16 protein-coding genes are annotated in these 16607 nt (G+C 69.7%); 10 read left to right on the top strand and 6 right to left on the bottom strand.

The genetic code is table 11. The features are described from left to right. The first annotated feature begins 76 nt into the window (after positions 1-76). Positions 77-631 (top strand): GNAT family N-acetyltransferase, encoded by a 555-nt coding sequence (locus IO33_RS0140830; RefSeq protein WP_031174170.1) that lies wholly within the window; start codon positions 77-79, stop codon positions 629-631. Between the two features lie 764 nt (positions 632-1395). Here IO33_RS0140830 and IO33_RS50875 read toward each other — a convergent pair. Then, the gene (locus IO33_RS50875; RefSeq protein ID WP_157858057.1) at positions 1396-1650 is read right to left on the bottom strand and encodes a hypothetical protein; all 255 of its coding nucleotides are present in this window, start codon (positions 1648-1650) and stop codon (positions 1396-1398) included. Between the two features lie 235 nt (positions 1651-1885). On the opposite strand from IO33_RS50875, the gene IO33_RS0140820 reads away from it, so the two are divergent. Continuing rightward, positions 1886-4588, top strand: a complete 2703-nt coding sequence (locus IO33_RS0140820; protein WP_157858056.1) for an NACHT domain-containing protein — start codon at positions 1886-1888, stop codon at positions 4586-4588. Positions 4589-4712: 124 nt separating this feature from the next. Continuing rightward, positions 4713-5213 carry a GNAT family N-acetyltransferase gene (locus IO33_RS0140815; RefSeq protein WP_031174167.1) on the top strand — a complete coding sequence of 167 codons (501 nt, stop codon included), beginning with the start codon at positions 4713-4715 and terminating at the stop codon, positions 5211-5213. Positions 5214-5374: 161 nt separating this feature from the next. On the opposite strand, the gene IO33_RS0140810 is transcribed toward IO33_RS0140815, so the two are convergent. Continuing rightward, the gene (locus IO33_RS0140810) at positions 5375-6013 is read right to left on the bottom strand and encodes a TetR/AcrR family transcriptional regulator (protein WP_031174166.1); all 639 of its coding nucleotides are present in this window, start codon (positions 6011-6013) and stop codon (positions 5375-5377) included. A gap of 68 nt (positions 6014-6081) precedes the next feature. Here IO33_RS0140810 and IO33_RS0140805 point away from each other — a divergent pair, with 68 nt between their 5' ends. Beyond that, on the top strand, positions 6082-7686 hold the full coding sequence (locus IO33_RS0140805; RefSeq protein ID WP_031174165.1) for an FAD-binding oxidoreductase: 1605 nt from the start codon (positions 6082-6084) through the stop codon (positions 7684-7686). An 88-nt stretch (positions 7687-7774) separates the two neighbouring features. On the opposite strand, the gene IO33_RS0140800 is transcribed toward IO33_RS0140805, so the two are convergent. Further along, on the bottom strand, positions 7775-8437 hold the full coding sequence (locus IO33_RS0140800) for a hypothetical protein (protein WP_157858055.1): 663 nt from the start codon (positions 8435-8437) through the stop codon (positions 7775-7777). A gap of 255 nt (positions 8438-8692) precedes the next feature. Between IO33_RS0140800 and IO33_RS0140795 the strand changes: the two genes are divergently transcribed. The 6 genes from IO33_RS0140795 to IO33_RS0140770 all read left to right on the top strand — a co-directional run bounded on the left by IO33_RS0140795 (position 8693) and on the right by IO33_RS0140770 (position 13319). Further along, positions 8693-9400, top strand: a complete 708-nt coding sequence (locus IO33_RS0140795) for a carbon-nitrogen hydrolase family protein (protein WP_031174163.1) — start codon at positions 8693-8695, stop codon at positions 9398-9400. A gap of 232 nt (positions 9401-9632) precedes the next feature. Then, positions 9633-10175 (top strand): NAD(P)-dependent oxidoreductase, encoded by a 543-nt coding sequence (locus tag IO33_RS0140790; protein ID WP_157858054.1) that lies wholly within the window; start codon positions 9633-9635, stop codon positions 10173-10175. Between the two features lie 269 nt (positions 10176-10444). Beyond that, positions 10445-10984 carry a GNAT family N-acetyltransferase gene (locus IO33_RS0140785; protein WP_031174161.1) on the top strand — a complete coding sequence of 180 codons (540 nt, stop codon included), beginning with the start codon at positions 10445-10447 and terminating at the stop codon, positions 10982-10984. A 119-nt stretch (positions 10985-11103) separates the two neighbouring features. After that, entirely contained in the window at positions 11104-11505 is a 402-nt protein-coding gene (locus IO33_RS46355; RefSeq protein WP_157858053.1) for a hypothetical protein, read from the top strand. Further along, positions 11502-11633: a hypothetical protein gene (locus tag IO33_RS53680; RefSeq protein WP_280921961.1), complete on the top strand. Its 132-nt coding sequence runs from the start codon at positions 11502-11504 to the stop codon at positions 11631-11633. The genes IO33_RS46355 and IO33_RS53680 overlap by 4 nt, the downstream gene beginning before the upstream one ends. A 1044-nt stretch (positions 11634-12677) precedes the next feature. Beyond that, on the top strand, positions 12678-13319 hold the full coding sequence (locus tag IO33_RS0140770) for a hypothetical protein (protein ID WP_157858052.1): 642 nt from the start codon (positions 12678-12680) through the stop codon (positions 13317-13319). A 281-nt stretch (positions 13320-13600) separates the two neighbouring features. Here IO33_RS0140770 and IO33_RS0140765 read toward each other — a convergent pair whose 3' ends face one another. The 3 genes from IO33_RS0140765 to IO33_RS0140755 form a co-directional block, all read right to left on the bottom strand. Beyond that, complete coding sequence (locus IO33_RS0140765) at positions 13601-14029, bottom strand: response regulator (RefSeq protein WP_051927280.1); 429 nt, start codon at positions 14027-14029, stop codon at positions 13601-13603. A gap of 67 nt (positions 14030-14096) precedes the next feature. After that, on the bottom strand, positions 14097-14792 hold the full coding sequence (locus tag IO33_RS0140760; protein ID WP_031174157.1) for a response regulator transcription factor: 696 nt from the start codon (positions 14790-14792) through the stop codon (positions 14097-14099). After that, a complete protein-coding gene (locus IO33_RS0140755) occupies positions 14789-16549 on the bottom strand; it encodes a sensor histidine kinase (RefSeq protein WP_157858051.1) in 1761 nt (586 codons plus the stop codon). The genes IO33_RS0140760 and IO33_RS0140755 overlap by 4 nt, the downstream gene beginning before the upstream one ends. Between the last annotated feature and the right edge of the window lie 58 nt (positions 16550-16607).

Genomic DNA, 16607 nt, shown 5'->3' with positions numbered 1-16607 from the left:
AGATCCGCGACGACATCCACGAGGCGTTCCTCAAGCTCGCCTGCTCGCTGATCTGCTGGCGCCGCCTGCGAACCGCATTCCGTTAGGAGCTCTAAGAGGCACCAAGGTTGCGCTCAGGGCGCGGCACGAGGACGACATTCCGATCCTGCGGGCCGAGCTCTACGACGACGTGGTCAACTCCTCGCGGGCCGACGGCCGGCCGTGGCGGCCGATCTCGTCCAGCTCGAAGGATCCACGGCTCGTGGTGGATGACACGGAGCAAGGGCACGTCCCCTTCTCCGTCGTGGAACTGGACGGCGGCACGCTGGTCGGTACGGCGACGCTGTGGGGCATCGACAACCACAACCGGTGCGCGCACATCGGGCTGGGGCTGTTGCCGTCCTGCCGCGGCAAGGGCTACGGCACCGATGTGGTCGGGGTGCTGTGCCACTACGGTTTCGTCGTGCGCGGCCTGCAGCGGCTCCAGATCGAGACTCTGTCGGACAACGCCGCGATGCTGCGCTCCGCCGAGCGCAACGGTTTCGTCCGCGAGGGCGTGCTGCGCTCCTCGGCCTGGGTGATGGGCGAGTTCCTGGACGAGGTGCTGCTCGGGCTCCTTGTCCAGGACTGGAAGAAGGACTCGAAGGTCTAGGCTGGGTCGTGAGCCTGCCGAGGGCGTGCTGTGGAGCAGGCGTAGACCGCCGAGGACGGCTGCCGCTGCCTCCACAGTGCTGCAAGTGCAACGTCGAGCGCTCCCTGGGCCTCGTCGGCATCGTCGGCCGCCTCACCGGGGGGCCTTCGTGTTCCCAGTACACACATATGGCATATGTGCGGCTCACGCAGTTGGCTGACTTGAACGCATGACGTCCTCCGCGTTCGAGACGGCCACACCCGATTCCGTCACCTATATCGACCGGCTCGCCGCGAGCGATCTCGGCCGCTCCTACAAGCGGCGCATGCTCGACGAACTGGAACTGCGTGCCGGGCACCGCGTGGTCTACCTCGGCTGTGGTCCCGAGAACCGACCTCGATGCGCTCGCCCAGGCAGTCACCCCACCGGCGCCGTCATCGGCATCGACCACGACCGGGACAGGGTGGACGCCGCGCGGGCACGTACCCGTAGACGCGTCTCGCTATCGCCGCGGCAGACGCGCAGTGGTGTCCCCCTCGCGTCGGCCGCGGCGGATCCCACGCCGGGATGGTCGCGGGGTTCGAGCGTCAAGGCCGCACCGCCGGTCATGCCGGGAGGGCTCGTAGGAAGAGCACCGGAACGGCGGTGCAGGTGGCCGGACGGTCGTGGCTGACTGGACCGTGATGGTCCAGGGCGCGTACGGAACCTGCGCCTCCCCCCGACTCCTTTGCTGCGTCGGGCCGTCGGCCTGTTCCTCCACCACCAGGCCGGGCGCGGACAGCACTTCATCGGCGACGGGGACGAGAGCGCCGGACCTCGCGGAGGTAGGCGAGGGCCTGCCGACGGGGGAGCTCGGACAGGAGGCGGCTTTCGTGGAGACCGCGGCGGACCTCGTTGTGGGCGTTGACGAGGGCCTCGGCGCGCAGGACCAGGAGTGTCGTGAGCGTCAGTGAGACGTGCACCCACCACGGTGCCTCGGCCGGCACCCCCAACCCGGTCAAAACGCCACTGAGAGAGGCGAGAAGGCGTGAAGCTGCCATCTGAGGACTCCTCGGATACGTCAAGTCAGTCTCGGAAACGAGCAGTTGGCCGGACAAATCGCGCCACGCAGGCCAGGATGAGCACACCGGGGCCGTAGGGGGTGGTTGCGGCGGGATCGGTCAGCGCCGTCCGACGAGCACAGTTCTACGACCTGCCGCACGCCGCCGACCAGGCACTTCCGGCAGCTGCGAACGCGTGAACAGGAATACACGGCTCGTGAACAAGGAGAACGGGATGGCAGGAGGGTCCGGCTACCAGCGCAAGGGTCCGCAACGCCCGGACCCCGCTGCAGCCGCACCGGAGTTACGGCCCTGGGTGGCGCTGATGCGCCGTGTTTTCGACGAGCTCTACGAAGCACTCGACCCAGGCGACCGCCCCACGGTCATCGCACTGGCCAAGGCCGCCCATATCAGCCGGTCCTATGTCTCCGAGTCGTTCTCCGGCAAGCGGCGCCCGCAGCTGCTCCCGTTCCGGTCGATCGTCACAGCTCTGGGCGGGGACGCCGATGAGTGGGAGCCGCGGTGGCATGCGGCACGGATGCAGCACGAGGCGGGTGACGAGGAGCAGCAACCGGATCGTCTCCTGCTGCCCGGGGTGGAGGACGAGGGCGAGGCGGGCGACACGGGTGGCGACGGCACGGAAGCCGGTGCCGCGCCGGATACGGACTCGACCGCTCCCGGTGCGGGTGAGCGCCGCTATCCCGTTCGGCGACTTGTACAGATGCTCGTCGCGTGGGTCGTCATGGCCGTCACCTGGCCGGCCCGGGCCCGCCGCGACAGCAACGCGATACGGATGCGTCGCCGGCTCGTCAAGCAAGTCAGGGACCGGACTGCCGTCGAACTCGGCCGGGCCGAGGCCTACCACTACCTCACGCCCCATTTCGTGATCCTCACCGAGAAGCAGCCGGACCGGGGGCCCCTCGGCCGCGGACGCCGCAGACGCCGCACGAGCAGAGCCCGGCGATCCGAGCCCGTGCCGGTGCCGACCGGGGTGACGAACATCCGCGCGCTCTACGGGGACACCGACGAGTTGGTGGTGCTCGGCAGGCCGGGCATGGGGAAGACCACCCAGCTGGCCCGGCTCGCCCACCGGCTGGCCGTGGAGGCGCTGAGCAGCCCCGACACCGGCGAACCCCTCCACGTCCCGGTCTTCTTACGGCTGGACACCTACCGAGGCGAACCCATCGAGGAGTGGCTGGCCGCCGCCATGAGAACCTACCGGGGCGTCTCGGGCGTGCTGGTGCGGACCTGGCTGAGCGAGCACCGACTGCTGCCCGTGCTGGACGGGCTGGACGAGGTGCCGGAGCGGGACCGCCCCAAGTGCGTCGCCGAACTCCGGCGCCTGCGCCGGCTCTGCCCGGGCATCGCCGTCGGCTGCCGGACGGACGAGGCCGACCTGCGCCGACTGGCCTTCGACCTCCGTGCGCTGCGCTACGTCGAGATCCAGCCCCCCAACCAGCGCGACGTACAGGAGTTCCTCGAAGAGGACCGGGAAGCCCTCGCAGACGTCCACGCCGCGCTGAAGGAAGACCTGGACCTGTGGCCGCTGTTCCAGTCGCCGATGATGCTCAGCTTCATCAGGCTCACCTACCGCAACCGGCCGGCCAGTGACCTGCGCGCCCCCGGCAGCCTCGCCGAGCGTCGCAACCGGATCTTCGACGCGTACACACGGGAATGCCTGCGACGCGAGCGCCCGAGAGCGGACGAGGCCCCCGAGCGGACCCTGACCTGGCTGACCTGGCTGGCCCGGACGCTCACCGCACGTGAGGAACGGGTGCTCTACCTGGACCGGCTGGACCTGAGCTGGTTGTCCCGCACCGAAGGGATCATCCCGCGGATCATCCCCAACGTGACCATGTCGTTCCTCGCCCTCGGACTGCCCCTGGTGTGGCTGACGGTCGCCGTCCGGGCCGGCGTGCTGCACACCAGCCTCCGTGACGCTGACGCCCTCGCCCTGGCCATGGCCGTCAACATCGGCGCACAGGCGTACCAGTCGGAGCGGCACTTCCTGAAGACCGACGAACGCGAGGACGGGGACGAGGCCCGTACCGGCCGGGAGCGCGGGGCCCTGGTGATCCCCATGATGGCCAACGCGCCCCTGATGCTTCTCCTGCTGGCCTGGTTGGTCTTCATGGTGAGGGCCGACCTGAGCGCGCCCGGATGTGTCGTGGTGGGACTCGCCTACTTCTGGGTCGCGCTCACGCAGATGGAAGCCGGCTACACCGATGTGTTCCAGCCGGTGGAGCAGCTGCGGTGGACCTGGCGGCGGCGGGAGTACGTGATCCACTCACCGCTGGCGCGCGGCACACTGTCCGTGCTGCTGTGGATCGCCATCGACTGCCTGCTCGGGTACGTCGTCCACCTGCTCTGCCCGAAGCCACCGTGGATCGGCCCGGCCTCCGCCCTGCTGATGGGCCTGATCTACCTCGTCGGCAATCAGTTCGAGCCCTCGCTGCAGGACCGCCGCCCACGCCCCAACGACGGTGTACGCCGCACGGTCCGATTCTCGCTGGTCCACGGCTTCGCAGGGCTGGCGGTGGGCGGCATCGGCCTGCTCGTGCTGATCGGCTTCGCCGTGCCCGGCCACGACCTGCGCCGGGCCGGCTTCGTCGCCGCCCTGCTCGGCATGCTGTTCGCCGTGGTCCGGGGCTTCCGGTACGGAGGGCTGGCCGTCCTGCGGCACTGGACGATCAGGGCGATCCTGGCGTACCGGGGGCGCACCCCCTACCGGTACCGGCGGTTCCTGCACGAGGCGGAGGAGCGCATCCTGCTCCACCGCACCGACAGCGGGTTCTTCTTCCCGCACCACCAGCTCCAACTACACCTGAACACCGCCGTCGAGGAGCTCCTGCCGCGGCTCATGGACCAGGAGAGGGGCGCAGACACGCGCACTGGTGCGGCGGAGGAGGACAACGAGGCGGTCGGAGCCAGAGAATGACCAGGCGAGGTCAAGCCCCGCGGAGTACCGGACGGCCGGTCCGGCGAAGCGGATCGCGCAGGCCCCGTCTGCCGCCGGCGGAAACTCGGATGGCCTCGGCGCACGATCTCGGTAGAGTCGGGCGATGCCCGAGCTGAAGCGTCTGCACGCTCGTCATGCCCCGGCGGTCCTGGCCTTCGAGCTGGCGAACCGCACCTACTTCGCCGCCTCGGTCCCCGACCGCGGCGACGACTACTTCGACCAGTTCACCGACCGGTACAACGCCTTGCTGGCTGAGCAGGCGGCCGGCATCTGCGCCTTCCATGTACTCGTCGCCGAGGACGGCTCGGTACTGGGCAGGTTCAACCTGGTCGACATCGAGGATCGCACCGCGGAACTCGGCTACCGGGTCGCGCAGCACGTCGCCGGTCGGGGCGTGGCGACCGCGACCGTCCGGGAGCTGTGCCGGCTGGCGGCGGCGCGGCACGGGCTGCGCACCCTGCGGGCGGCCACCGCACGCGTGAATGTCGCGTCCCAGAAGGTGCTGACCAAGGCCGGGTTCGTCCCGGTCGGCCCAGCCGACCCGGCCGACCTTGGCGGCAAGCCAGGCACGTGGTACCAGCGCGACCTGGTGCTCCAGCCTTAGTCCGCGGGCTTCGCCGTCCACCCTTCTACGGCGTCCCCCTCTTCTTCGTCCACCCCTCTACGCGGGCCGGCTGCCGAGCCGCCCGACCGGAGGCCGGCGTCGGTGCCGGTTCAGCACTCGGACCTGCAGCCCCACCGGAGTGGCCGGGTCGACGGTCCGGCTCACATGTTCTCGTCGCTGTCGGTGAAGACGCTGCGGCTGGCCGCGAAGAGCCGCGCACAGCGTTGCGCCATGGCTTCCGGTGACTGGTCAGGGTGGTTGACCCACCAGCGGACCAGGGCGGTGCACAGGCCGCGCCAGGCGTATTTGAGGGCGTCGGCGTCGAGCGGGTCGTTGGATCCGGCCGCGTGCAGGAGGTCGGCGGTGCCGAGCGTGGCGAGATCGTCGATGGCGCCGCGGTAGTACGCCGCGCGCCGGGCGGCGTCGCTGTCGGGCGGCAGCGTGGCGTCGTAGAGGACGAACCACGCTTCGCGCTGCCCGTCCAGGGCGGTGAACAGGCCGTGCAGCACGCGCAGGGGAGTGGGCGGCGCACCGGGGTGGTGTTGGGCCATCGCGGCACGGATCGCGTCCAGCAGCCGGTCGCCGACCAGGTTCAGGCAGGCGATGTAGAGGTCCTGCTTGCTGCCGAAGTAGTGGTGCAGCAGTGGCTTGGTGACGCCCACGCGGGCGGCGATGGCGGCAACGGTGGTGACCTCGTAGCCGTGGCGGCCGAACTCCTCGGTGGCCGCGGCCAGGACCTGGCGCTCGCGTGCGGCCCTGGGCACGCCCTTGGTGCCGGCTCTGGAGGGGGGCGTTGTCATGGGACCAATATAACCCTAGGGTAATTTACCGCTCGGTCAATTACCTGGATACAGCTGGGAGCACACCCATGCCTGCCCTCCCGTCCGACCCCGGCACCTCCCGCACCCGCTCCTGGTGGGGCTGGGGCTACGCCGACGCCCACCCCGACGACGCCGAATGCACCGCCATGGGCGCCCTGCTGCCCGGCACCCTGGCCCGCCCGCTGCCGATACCCCGGGTCACCGACCTGCCCGTCACCCGCCCCGGCGCGACACCTCCGCCCGCACTGGCGCACCTGGTCACCAGCGACCCCGAAGCGCGGGCCGCTCACGCCATGGGCAAGGCCTACCGCGACGTCATCCGGGCCCTGCGCGGCCGACCGGGCCGGATCCCCGACCTGGTCGCCCGACCGACCGACGACCAAGAGGTCGCCGACCTGCTGGACTGGGCGGGCGAGCACGGCGTGGCCGTCATCCCCTTCGGCGGCGGCTCCTCGGTGGTCGGCGGCATCGAGTACCGCAGCGACGACCACCGCGCCGTGCTGTCGCTGGATCTGACCTCGATGGACCGGGTTCTGGAGATCGACACCACCAGCCGCTCAGCCCGCATCCAGGCCGGCGCGCTCGGTCCCGTGCTGGAGGAGCAGCTGCGGCCCCACGGCCTCACGCTGCGCCATTTCCCGCAGAGCTTCGAGTTCTCGACCCTCGGCGGCTGGCTGGCCACCCGGGCCGGCGGCCACTACGCGACCGTCCGCACCCACATCGATGACTTCGTGCAATCCCTGCGGGTGGTCACGCCCGCCGGCCCCTGCACGTCCTGGCGTCTGCCCGCCTCCGGCGCCGGACCCTCGCCCGACCGCCTGTTCCTCGGCTCCGAGGGCGCGCTCGGGGTCATCACCGAAGCGTGGATGCGCCTGCAGGAGCGCCCGCGCCACAAGGCCTCGGCGTCTGTCGCCTTCGCCGACTTCCACCGCGCGCTCGACGCGGTGCGTGCCATCGCCCAGTCCGACCTCGCCCCGGCCAACTGCCGGCTGCTCGATTCCGGTGAGGCACTGCTGGCCGGTGCCTCGCACGACGGATCCGCCGTGCTGGTCCTGGGCTTCGAATCCGCGACCACCCGCGTCGACGACCGCCTCACGAGCGCGCTGGACCTGGCCCGCGCCCACGGGGGCCGCGCCAGGACGCCGACGGCGGACCACAACGCCCCGGCCGACTCGGCCGTGAGTGCCTGGCGCTCGGCGTTCCTGCGTATGCCCTACCTGCGCGACGGCCTGGCCCGCATGGGCGCCGTCGTCGAGACCTTCGAGACCGCCGCCACCTGGGACAAGATTCCCGCCCTGATCGACGCGGTCCGCACCGAGGTCGGCGCCGCCGCGTTGAAGGCCACCGGCCACCCGGCCACCGTCAACTGCCGCCTGACCCACGTCTACCCGGACGGCGCCGCCCCCTACTTCACCGTGGCCGTCGCCGGCCGACCCGGCGACGAGGTCTCCGTCTGGGACGACATCAAGGCCGCCGCGAGTGACGTCCTGCACCGCCACCGCGCGACCATCACCCACCACCACGCCGTCGGCCGCGACCACCGCCCCGCCTACGACCTCCAGCGCCCGGAGCCCTTCGCACTGGCACTGCGCGCCGCCAAGGACGCCCTCGACCCCCATCACATCCTGAACCCGGGCGTCCTCGTCGACTGACGCGACGACCGCGAAGGCCCAGTGCGGCGTGAGCAGTCCCCACAGCTTCCACGCGTCTCCCTCGGTAAGGGTGGGTCGCGCGGAGTTGTCAGGAGCCGCCCGTGCCCTTGAGCGCACCACCGACGAAGTCCTTCGTCAGCGCGGCGGCCGAGGCGATCGGCACGTACTGGCCGTCCGGCGGGAAGAAGTCGACGGCACCGACCGCTCTGTAGTTGGCCCAGAAGCATGTGGTCATGGGGAAGGTGTCAGTGACGTTCTGCTGACACTTCGTCACCATAGTGCGGCTCGTGGAGATGTGCGGCTTGCCGGTGAGGTTGCGGCCGTAGCTCACGCTGAGCTTCATGGAATGGTCGAAGATCTTGGTCAGGGAGGCCGTGGGATCGGGGACGTTCTCGTACAGGCTCGTCCTGGCGGTGAACGTGGGTGCCGAGACCGACTGCGTGCCCTTGCGGAGGACGATGCGTGGGCTGCCGAAGCAGGAGATCTCGTCGGCGACGTCACCGCTGTCGTCGTCGATCTCCTTCAAGCCGTCATCGCCGTAGACGCCGATGTCGAGGTCGCTGCCGAAGCGGAATCCTCCGTCGCCTTCGTCGCAGACCAGGCCTTCCATCGCCGGCGGGACAACCTTGGTGTAGCGGATACCTGGGTCGGCTGCGAACTTTTCCGCCGTGGGCGACGCGCCCTTGTCCGAAGCCTTGGGCGTTTCATCCGCCTGCTTCTCGGACCCGCATCCCGCGACGGTCGCCGCCACCGCCAGGACAGCCACCGTAGCCCTCCATATGTTCATGTCCGCTGTGCCCCCGATGGTTGCCCGAAGTTGATCAAGACATGCGTGATCTTAAGGCAAGGAGTGGCGAGGCGTGCCTGCCGAGCGGAGCACCGCCTCCTCCCTGACGCACCCCACGGCGACGGTCGTACCCCTCCCCTGACTTGCTCCCGCCCACCAAGATCACGGTCTGCTTAGATGGATCTACGTTCTCCCTCGCCGCCTGACCTGGAGCGCCGTGTGCCTGAACCACTGACCGTCGCCGTAGCGCAGCCCCGCTGCGTCGATCTGGACATCGCCGCCAACGCCGCTCTGCACGCCGAGGCAGTGCTGACCGCGCAGGCACCCCTGGTCGTCTTCCCGGAGCTCTCACTCACGGGCTACGACCTCGCCGCCCCGGCCGTGGCCGCGGACGACCCCCGCCTCGCTCCACTCGCCGACGCATGCCGTAGCACGGGGGCGATGGCGCTGGCCGGTGCTCCGGTGCAGGGCGAGGACGGGCGCGAGTACATAGCGACCCTGGCCGTGACGGGCGAGGGCGCTGCGCTGGCGTACGCGAAGATGCACCTGCACGGAGACGAAAAGATCCGCTTCACGCCGGGCGCACAGCCGGCAGTGCTGGAGATCGGCGGGTGGCGTCTGGGGCTGGCTGTGTGCCGCGATGCGGCGGTGCCGCAGCACGCCGCAGAAACAGCGGCGTTGGGCATCGACGCCTATGTCGCCAGCACCCTCTACGGCGCCGGCTCCGAGCAGTCGGCGTGCCGGGACGGGCACATGCAGGAGCGGGCAAGGGCGCACGGCGTATGGGTCGTGCTGTCGACCGTGGCGGGGCCGAGCGGCGAGTACCGGGAGACCTCCGGCGGCTCCGGAGTGTGGGCGCCCGACGGATCACGGGTGGCCCAGGCCGGCCCCGAGCCCGGCGCCGTGGCGACCGCGACGCTCAACTGACGGTTCGTCACCGCCCCCGAAGGGCGGAACTGTTCGTGAGGACATACCTTGTCGGCGAGCGCCGGCATGTGCACCCCTCACCTCTTCCAGCCCGGAATGTGGCCCATTCGCCGGGCGTGCCAGCAAGAAGTCCAGGTACTCCCGGTGGCGCAGCGTTGCCGATCCCGGCACGAAGACACCCTCACGGCTTGATCCAGTACCGCTCCCCAGAGCTAGCTGCAGGGTGATGTCCTTGAGAAGCGCGGACGCGGATACCACGGCCCCGGAAGCAGTGGCGCGGGCAGCATCAGGCCACGATGTCGCGATCGCGGCCGTGGCCCCCGGTGAGACTGATCCGAGAGCCTTCTTCCAGGCCGCGGCAATGGGCTTGGTGACCGGTCTGCAGAACGCGGGGGTTGCCCGGCTGGTCTGGGTGAGCATCGTCTCGTTGCTGCCCGGTGCCTCCAGTGTCCCGGCCGTCGACACCGATGCCTTTCCGGCGGAGTACCGGCCCTTCTCCCTGGGACACCGCATTGCGCTGGAGGCGATCAAAGCGTCCGACCTGCAGTGGACTGCCGTGAGCCCTGCGGGAGACTTCGCCCCGCACACACTACCTACCGGCGGATATGCACTTACCGGGGTCGGTGACCTGACCAGTCGAATCACCCACGCTGACCATGCCCGCGCGCTGGTCGACATGGCTGAGCGGTCCGGCATGCCTGGCGAGCATTTCGGAGTGGTCCTGCGGTCACCCGACGAGAAGGCATCCGCAGCCATCGGGGACGGCCAACGGTGAGCCGCCGCAAGGCGCCCCTGTCGCCCGAGGGCCTCCGTCGTGGCAGTAGGCGTACTCGATGGCGGGTTGCGCCTTTCCGACGCCGCCCATGCTGTGGATTGCCCCCGGGCTCGTTGAGCTGCTCCCGCTGGGTTGTGCGCGCCCGGTGACCGTCGGGGTTCCCATCCTGCCGGCGCGCGGCACGGCGTGTGGAAGAGTCAGGCGCCGTCGTTGCCCACGCTGGCCATACGAGGTCGAATCGTGTGGTCGAGAGGATCAGGAGTCGTTTCATGCCCGATGAGATCACGCTGCGCCCGGTGACCGCCGACGATCTCGACCTGTTCGAGCGCGAGTTCAACGGCCCGGAGGGGACCGGCCAGTACCAGTGGTTCGGCTTCGGTTCACCGGCTGGCCTGCGTCGGCAGTTCACGGAGACCGGCCTGCTCAGCCCCGACGGCGGCACGCTCGCCGTCGCGGAGGCGGGCCGGACGGTGGGCCGGGTCGAGTGGTTCGCCAGCGCCTGGGGTCGGCCCGCCACCTCCACCTGCTGGACCCTGGCGATCGGCCTGGTCCCTGCAGCGCACGGCCGCGGCATAGGCACACGGGCCCAGCGGCTCTTGGCCGAGTACCTCTTCGACCACACCAGGGCCGAACGGCTCCAAGCCTGGACGGACTGCGCCAACCTCGCCGAGCAGCGTGCGTTGGAGAAGGCGGGCTTCGTCAGGGAGGGAGTGCTGCGCTCGGCACAATGGCGCGGCGGTCAGTGGCACGATCAGGTGATCTTCTCCATGCTCCGCGCGGAGAGGTCCGGCGGTGAACCAGGACAGTGATGGCTCTGACGAGTCTTCAGTTCCTGAGCCGGAGCCTCGTCAGGCACCCCGCCGAGCGCCCGTCCAAACTGTCCCGCAGCCCCGCCGTCAGTCGATCTCGGTCGACCCGACGTCTGTGCGTGCGCACCGTCAAGCCGCTGGCGCCGGCAGGGCCACTGGGTGTGGGGAGCCGGGCCGAGACGGCCGAGGACAACCCTGCTGTCCTGGAAGCGGCGGCCGGCGACTGGCCCGTGTACCTGACGGCTGCCTGCTTCGTTCTCGGGGAGCCGACCTGGGAGGGCCCCTGGGACGCCGAGGACTTTCCCGACCTGATCGGTGGATATGAACTGGCGGCCCCGGAGGATCGGGTCGAGGAGCGGGACCCGTATCGGCTGGCCTGCTGGCCGACGCGGTCGGGCACGGGCCCGCTCGTCGTCATGAGCATCGACCTCGCGGTGGGAACGGCACATGGCGAGTGGGACGGCGCCGCGAACCTCTCCGTGACGTTCCGTCCGCGTCTTGTCGAGTGGGGAGCAGAGTGAGCACACCGCCGATCCCCGAGCACATAGAGACGCTCGCCGTCCGGATGGCCAACGAGGAGGCCGAGCGCGCCGCTTACGCCAGGTCCCCCAAGGCGAGCCGCTCGCAGTCGACCTGTTGCCGTATCTGAGGGCTGGTGACAGCTACTTCGCGGGCGTCAAAGGTGTCGTACCGGGCGATCCGGTGCGGGAACGCGGACCGGGGGTGGCCGGCCTCCGCGTGCCAAGCGGCGACGGTGGATACGGCTGGTCACTGCCCCTGCTCCCGGCATTGGATACTCGACCTGTCACATGATCGGCTCGCAGCTCGGCGGTTGCCGTGCCGCACCAACCTCAGAAGGCAGATCCCAACATGTTCCAGGAAACCCCGATCTTCAACCGCCTTGTCGCAGAGCGCGGTGATGTGCCGGCCCAGGCTCGTGGTGAAGCCGACCGTGTACGCCACCAGCTGGCGCAGGTCTTGCCCTCCGCTCCGTGGCCTGCCGCCCGCCCGCTGCGGCAGCAGCCCCAACTGCCCGGCGGCGCGATCTCACCCACTGGCCTGTGACGTTCCGGGAAGGGCAAGCTCAAAGGGGTGCTGGATCGTCGTCCACTGGGCCACCATGCCGAGTCGGTTCTCTTCTTCTCCTTTCCCTCAGGTGGTTCACCCTGTTCGTCCTGGTGGCGGTGACCGGTTGGTGAACATGGCTTGGGGGAGTCGTCGTGGGTAGTCCATACGCGTAGCGCATCGCGGGGCGGCTGCGGTCCGCTGGTGTGCGCCTCTCCAACTCAACCCCCCACACCCTTTGGAGAGTTCATGCGCGGCGCTACCCTCGGCCTGCCCGCCGCTACCCGGCGTTCCGTCACCGTCACCACAGCCCGCTGACGCCCGCTCAAGCCCACCCGCCCCAGCCACGGTGGGTTGGCCGGTGAGGCACCGAGCGGTGGCAGGGACAACGGGGGGTGCCTGTCGTTGTGGTGGCCTACCTCCCATGACAGGGACGGCACGGGAACCACGAAAATGGTGTTGGGGCGCGTCCCGTCGCTGAGCGATGATGTCCGCCGCTGGCCCGTTGGCTGGGTGGGGATCTGGTCCATCGGTGTGGCCTGGCGTTTCTGCGTGGTTTCTCGAAGAGGTGGGGCGCATGGGCGGGTTTCTGCGATGCAACTTGTTCTACGGTGTCGATCATCAGAAGGTGTACGAGGCACTGACGGACTTCTGGAAGGCAGAGGATCACGAGCTGGTTGACGCCACGGCGGAGGACGACGCCTATACGCTGCACCAGACGAGTGGCGCTTGGACCGCGCTGAAGTGGACGCGCGGCTGGGAATGGGACGTGCGGCGCCGCGCACAGTTCCACGTTTCGCGCGTGTACGACTGCCCCGGGCTGCTGACCTTCATGTACGACGGCGACAACTGGGGCTACGAGCTGTTCCACCACGGCGCGACGGTCGACCAGTTCCTGCACTGGGTGAACCCCGGTCAGCAGTACTTCCCAAGCGGCTCCGTACGAGGCAGGCCGGACCTACTGGTCGCCCAGTTCCCGGCTCTGAACCTGAACCCTGACCATGCCCGCGGCTACCTGACGAGCACGGACGAGGAGGACCCGTCATACGACGACTTCGACTTCGAGTCCGACGACCCCAGGAACCGTCCGGTCCGCGACGGCGACTGGTGGGGACGTCTGGACGCCGAGGTCGTGTTCGACTTCTGGCGCTTCCTGGGCGTGGAACCCGGCACCCCCGCAGGCGACTACCTCTTCCCGAGCCCCCACCTTTTCAAGGCACCGGTGTGGCGGAGGTTCACCACCCGGAAAATGGGGACTGCCGGCGCCTGAACCCCAATCGCCGAAGGAGATCGCACGGGAGCTGGGGTGCCGGATCCCCGGTCGACGCACGGCTGGGGGCGGCGCTGGGCGTCACCCCTGGCGATGCACGAGGGTGAGCTGCGGCACCGCATCACCGGCGATAGCGTGGACATAACGGCCGCGCGAGCCCAGTGACCGGTGGCCGAATTCCCGTGGCGTTCCTTCCACGCTTTCGTGTACCTTCGTGTGTCTTCGCGTTCCTCCGTTCTCTGGGCCCGCAGACTGCGGGAAAGTTCGGCCCGTAGCAAGCACTAGCGGTCGCTGCCGGGCCAGTTGGTGCCTGGGTCGACGTCCGTGTCACCCGCGTACACGTGGCGCAGCGCGGCGACGAGGGTGTCGGGGTCGCCCAGGCGCTCCTTCAGTGTGCAGCCGATGCTGCCCGAAGGGCTCAGGCCGACCAACCGGTGGACGAATCCGGCCTCGGCGCGGGACGACAGGACCAGTATCCCGACTTCCGGGTGCCTGGTACGGATCGCCTGGACCGTCCTCAGCCCCTCGTCCAGGTGATCGGGTGGCAGGTGGATGTCGACCACGACGACGTCCGGCGACAGGCGGGCGACCTCGCACAGACACTCGTCATGATCGACAGCCGTGCCCACCACTTCTATCCCCCGCTCGGTGAGCAGGCGGACGAGTGCGTCCCGCAGGGACGGGGTGCCTTCGACGATGACGACGCGCATGCCCCCTCCAACCCTGCTCTCGGACGGATCCTCCTCGCACGAGGCCCGGACTTCAGCGAGGTTTCCCCTAGCGCTCCTGCGGGTTTTCCGCGCGTAAGTACATCAGGGTGGCCACGACCCGTCGGTTCAGACGGCGTTGCTCGGCCTCGGAGGCCAGGCCCAGTTTGCCGAAGATCGTCGACAGGTTCCGTTCCACGTTCCCCAGCGTGCATTCCAGCTTCTGTGCGATGGCCAGATTGGTCAGCCCGCTGGCGACGAGGGAGAGGATCTGCCGTTCGCGGGGGGTGAGGCGCGCCAGGGAGTCGGCGGACCCGTCGGTGGGGCGGGGCTTTGGTACCAGGAGCTCACGGATCCAGCCGGGGTCGATGACCACCTGTCCCTTGACGACGCGGTGCATGGCGTCGGTGATCAGCCCCATGTCACCCAGGTTGCCCTTGGCCATGAGGCCGACCGAGAGGGGCGGCTCCAGCGCCATGAGCCGTTTGACGTGCTCGACTTGGGGATCGGTCGCCACGACCAGCAACGCGACCTCGGGATAGAGAAGCCGGACGCGTTCGGCGATGCGCAGTCCCGCATCGGCGGGCTGGGCCTCCTTGACCAGCCGTAGGTCGAGGGTGACGACGTCCGGGGCGTGTGCGTCGATCAGCGCGATGGCTTCGTCGGTCGTCTCGGCGCTCCCGGCGACCTCGATGCCGTGATGGGTGAGTGCCGTGACGAAGGCGGCGCGTAGCATCGGGTCGTCCTCGACGACGACAACTTTCACCGTTCGTCTCCTTCCGTGGGGCTGGGTGAGTGAGCGGGAAGCCCGCCGGGCAGGCGGGCCACCAGGCGAGTGCCCCCGCCTCGGGGGCTGTGGACGCGCAGCTCGCCTCCGGCGGCCGCGACCCGTTCGGTCAGACCGCGCAGGCCGCTGCCCAGGACGTCGGCGCCGCCCTGTCCGTCGTCGGTGACGGCGACGAGCAGGCCGTCGCCGTCCGGTGTGACCACGACACGGATCGCCGCGCCCGGGGTGGCGTGCTTGACGGCGTTGGTGACGCCCTCCGCGATGACGAAGTACGCCGTGGACTCCGCGTCGGGGGGCCAACGCCGGTCGGGTACCTCGTACTCGACGCGTCCCCCGTGGTCTCTGGCCAGGCCGGCGACCGTGTCCCGGAGGCCGTACTGGACGAGCGCGCGTGGATGCAGCCCCTGGCAGAGCTCGCGCAGGGTCCTGATGGACTCGGTGAGTTGGTTCTTCGCCGTGCCCAGGAGTGCGGTGAGCTGGTCACTGCCCTCAGCGGCGGCTCGGCTGTGGGCCATGCCCAGCAAGGTGAGTACGGCGAAAAACCCCTGTTGGGCGCCGTCGTGCAGAGCGCGTTCGATCCGTCTGCGCTCGGCCAGTTCCGCTTCGAGCAGCCGTCGCCGCGACTCGCTGACCTGTGTGTACAGCCGGACGTTCTCCATCACCAGTCCGGCGAGAGCGAAAGCGATCGCGGTCGTACGGCTGGTCTCACTCAGCGCGGCATCGTGTTCGATGACGCACAGCAGGCCGTCGCCGCGACTGACCGGGGTGAGAGCGCGGGCGGGGTCCCGTCTCTCGTCGGCCCGGCGGCCGGTGAGGTCGGTGAGCACTCCGCCCTGCCGGGGCAGCAGCAGGCGCAGCGTCGGATCGCCCACCGCCTCGGCGAGGGACCTCTGCAGCGTGTCCAGCGGCTCGGCGTCCAGCTGCCCGAGCACGGCGGGCAGTTCGGCTATGTGCATCTCCCGGCGCCACTGGAGACCGGCCGAGACGAGATAGGCCACGACGAGGCCGGCCGCCCCGCCGCCGAGCATCAGTACCTCGACCACCAGGCGGAAGCGGAGCGGCAGGCCCGTCGCGCTGGTCAGCGCGGAGGCGATGAGCAGCACCCCTGCGATGATCATGACCGCCCAGACCGGCCCGGTGCGTCGGCGGCGCACGGCCAGCGCGGTCAGCAGACGGCGTGACACGATCACGATGCCCGTCACGCCCAGGACGGCCAGGATGAGGCTGCCGGCGATCGCCCATCCGGTGTTGACCTGCCCGATGTTGTAGTTCCATGTCCCGCTGGGGCGGTCGGCGAGGTAGCGGCCCACTTGTGTCCCGACGCAGGCGAGGTAGCAGATCGCGACATACGCGCGGTCACCGGACCCGCGCAGCCGTCCGGACGGCAGACTCAGGGCCAGATGGCCGAAGACCCCGACGTACAGAAAGGCCAGACAGAACCCGACGGCGAACAGGGCCTGGTGGCCGCTGACCCGGAGGTACTGAAGGTAGTAGGTGGTACCGAGGGCGATCAGCAGCACGCCCACCCGTGCTCGTGACCCGCGGATCCACAACACGCCGCCCGCGACGATCAACGGTATCCCGAATCCTCGATAGGCCAGGTCGGTCCAGAGGGCGGTCGGCGGCCCGACACCCCAGGAGGCGATGGCGGCCCACCCTGCTGCGGCGAGTGCGACCACTGTGACCGGGACGGCGACGATGCCGGGCATCAGTCCGCCGCGAACCGTGATCCTCACCAGGCTTCGCCACCCCCTGGCCTGTGGTTAACCAGGCCTCGCCCCCCGGGTTTTCCCC

Origin of the sequence: Streptomyces durhamensis (genome assembly GCF_000725475.1) — a bacterium.
Lineage (GTDB): Bacteria > Actinomycetota > Actinomycetes > Streptomycetales > Streptomycetaceae > Streptomyces > Streptomyces filipinensis.
The sequence above is the reverse complement of the archived record's forward strand: the minus strand, read 5'-3'. Positions and strand labels throughout refer to the sequence as shown.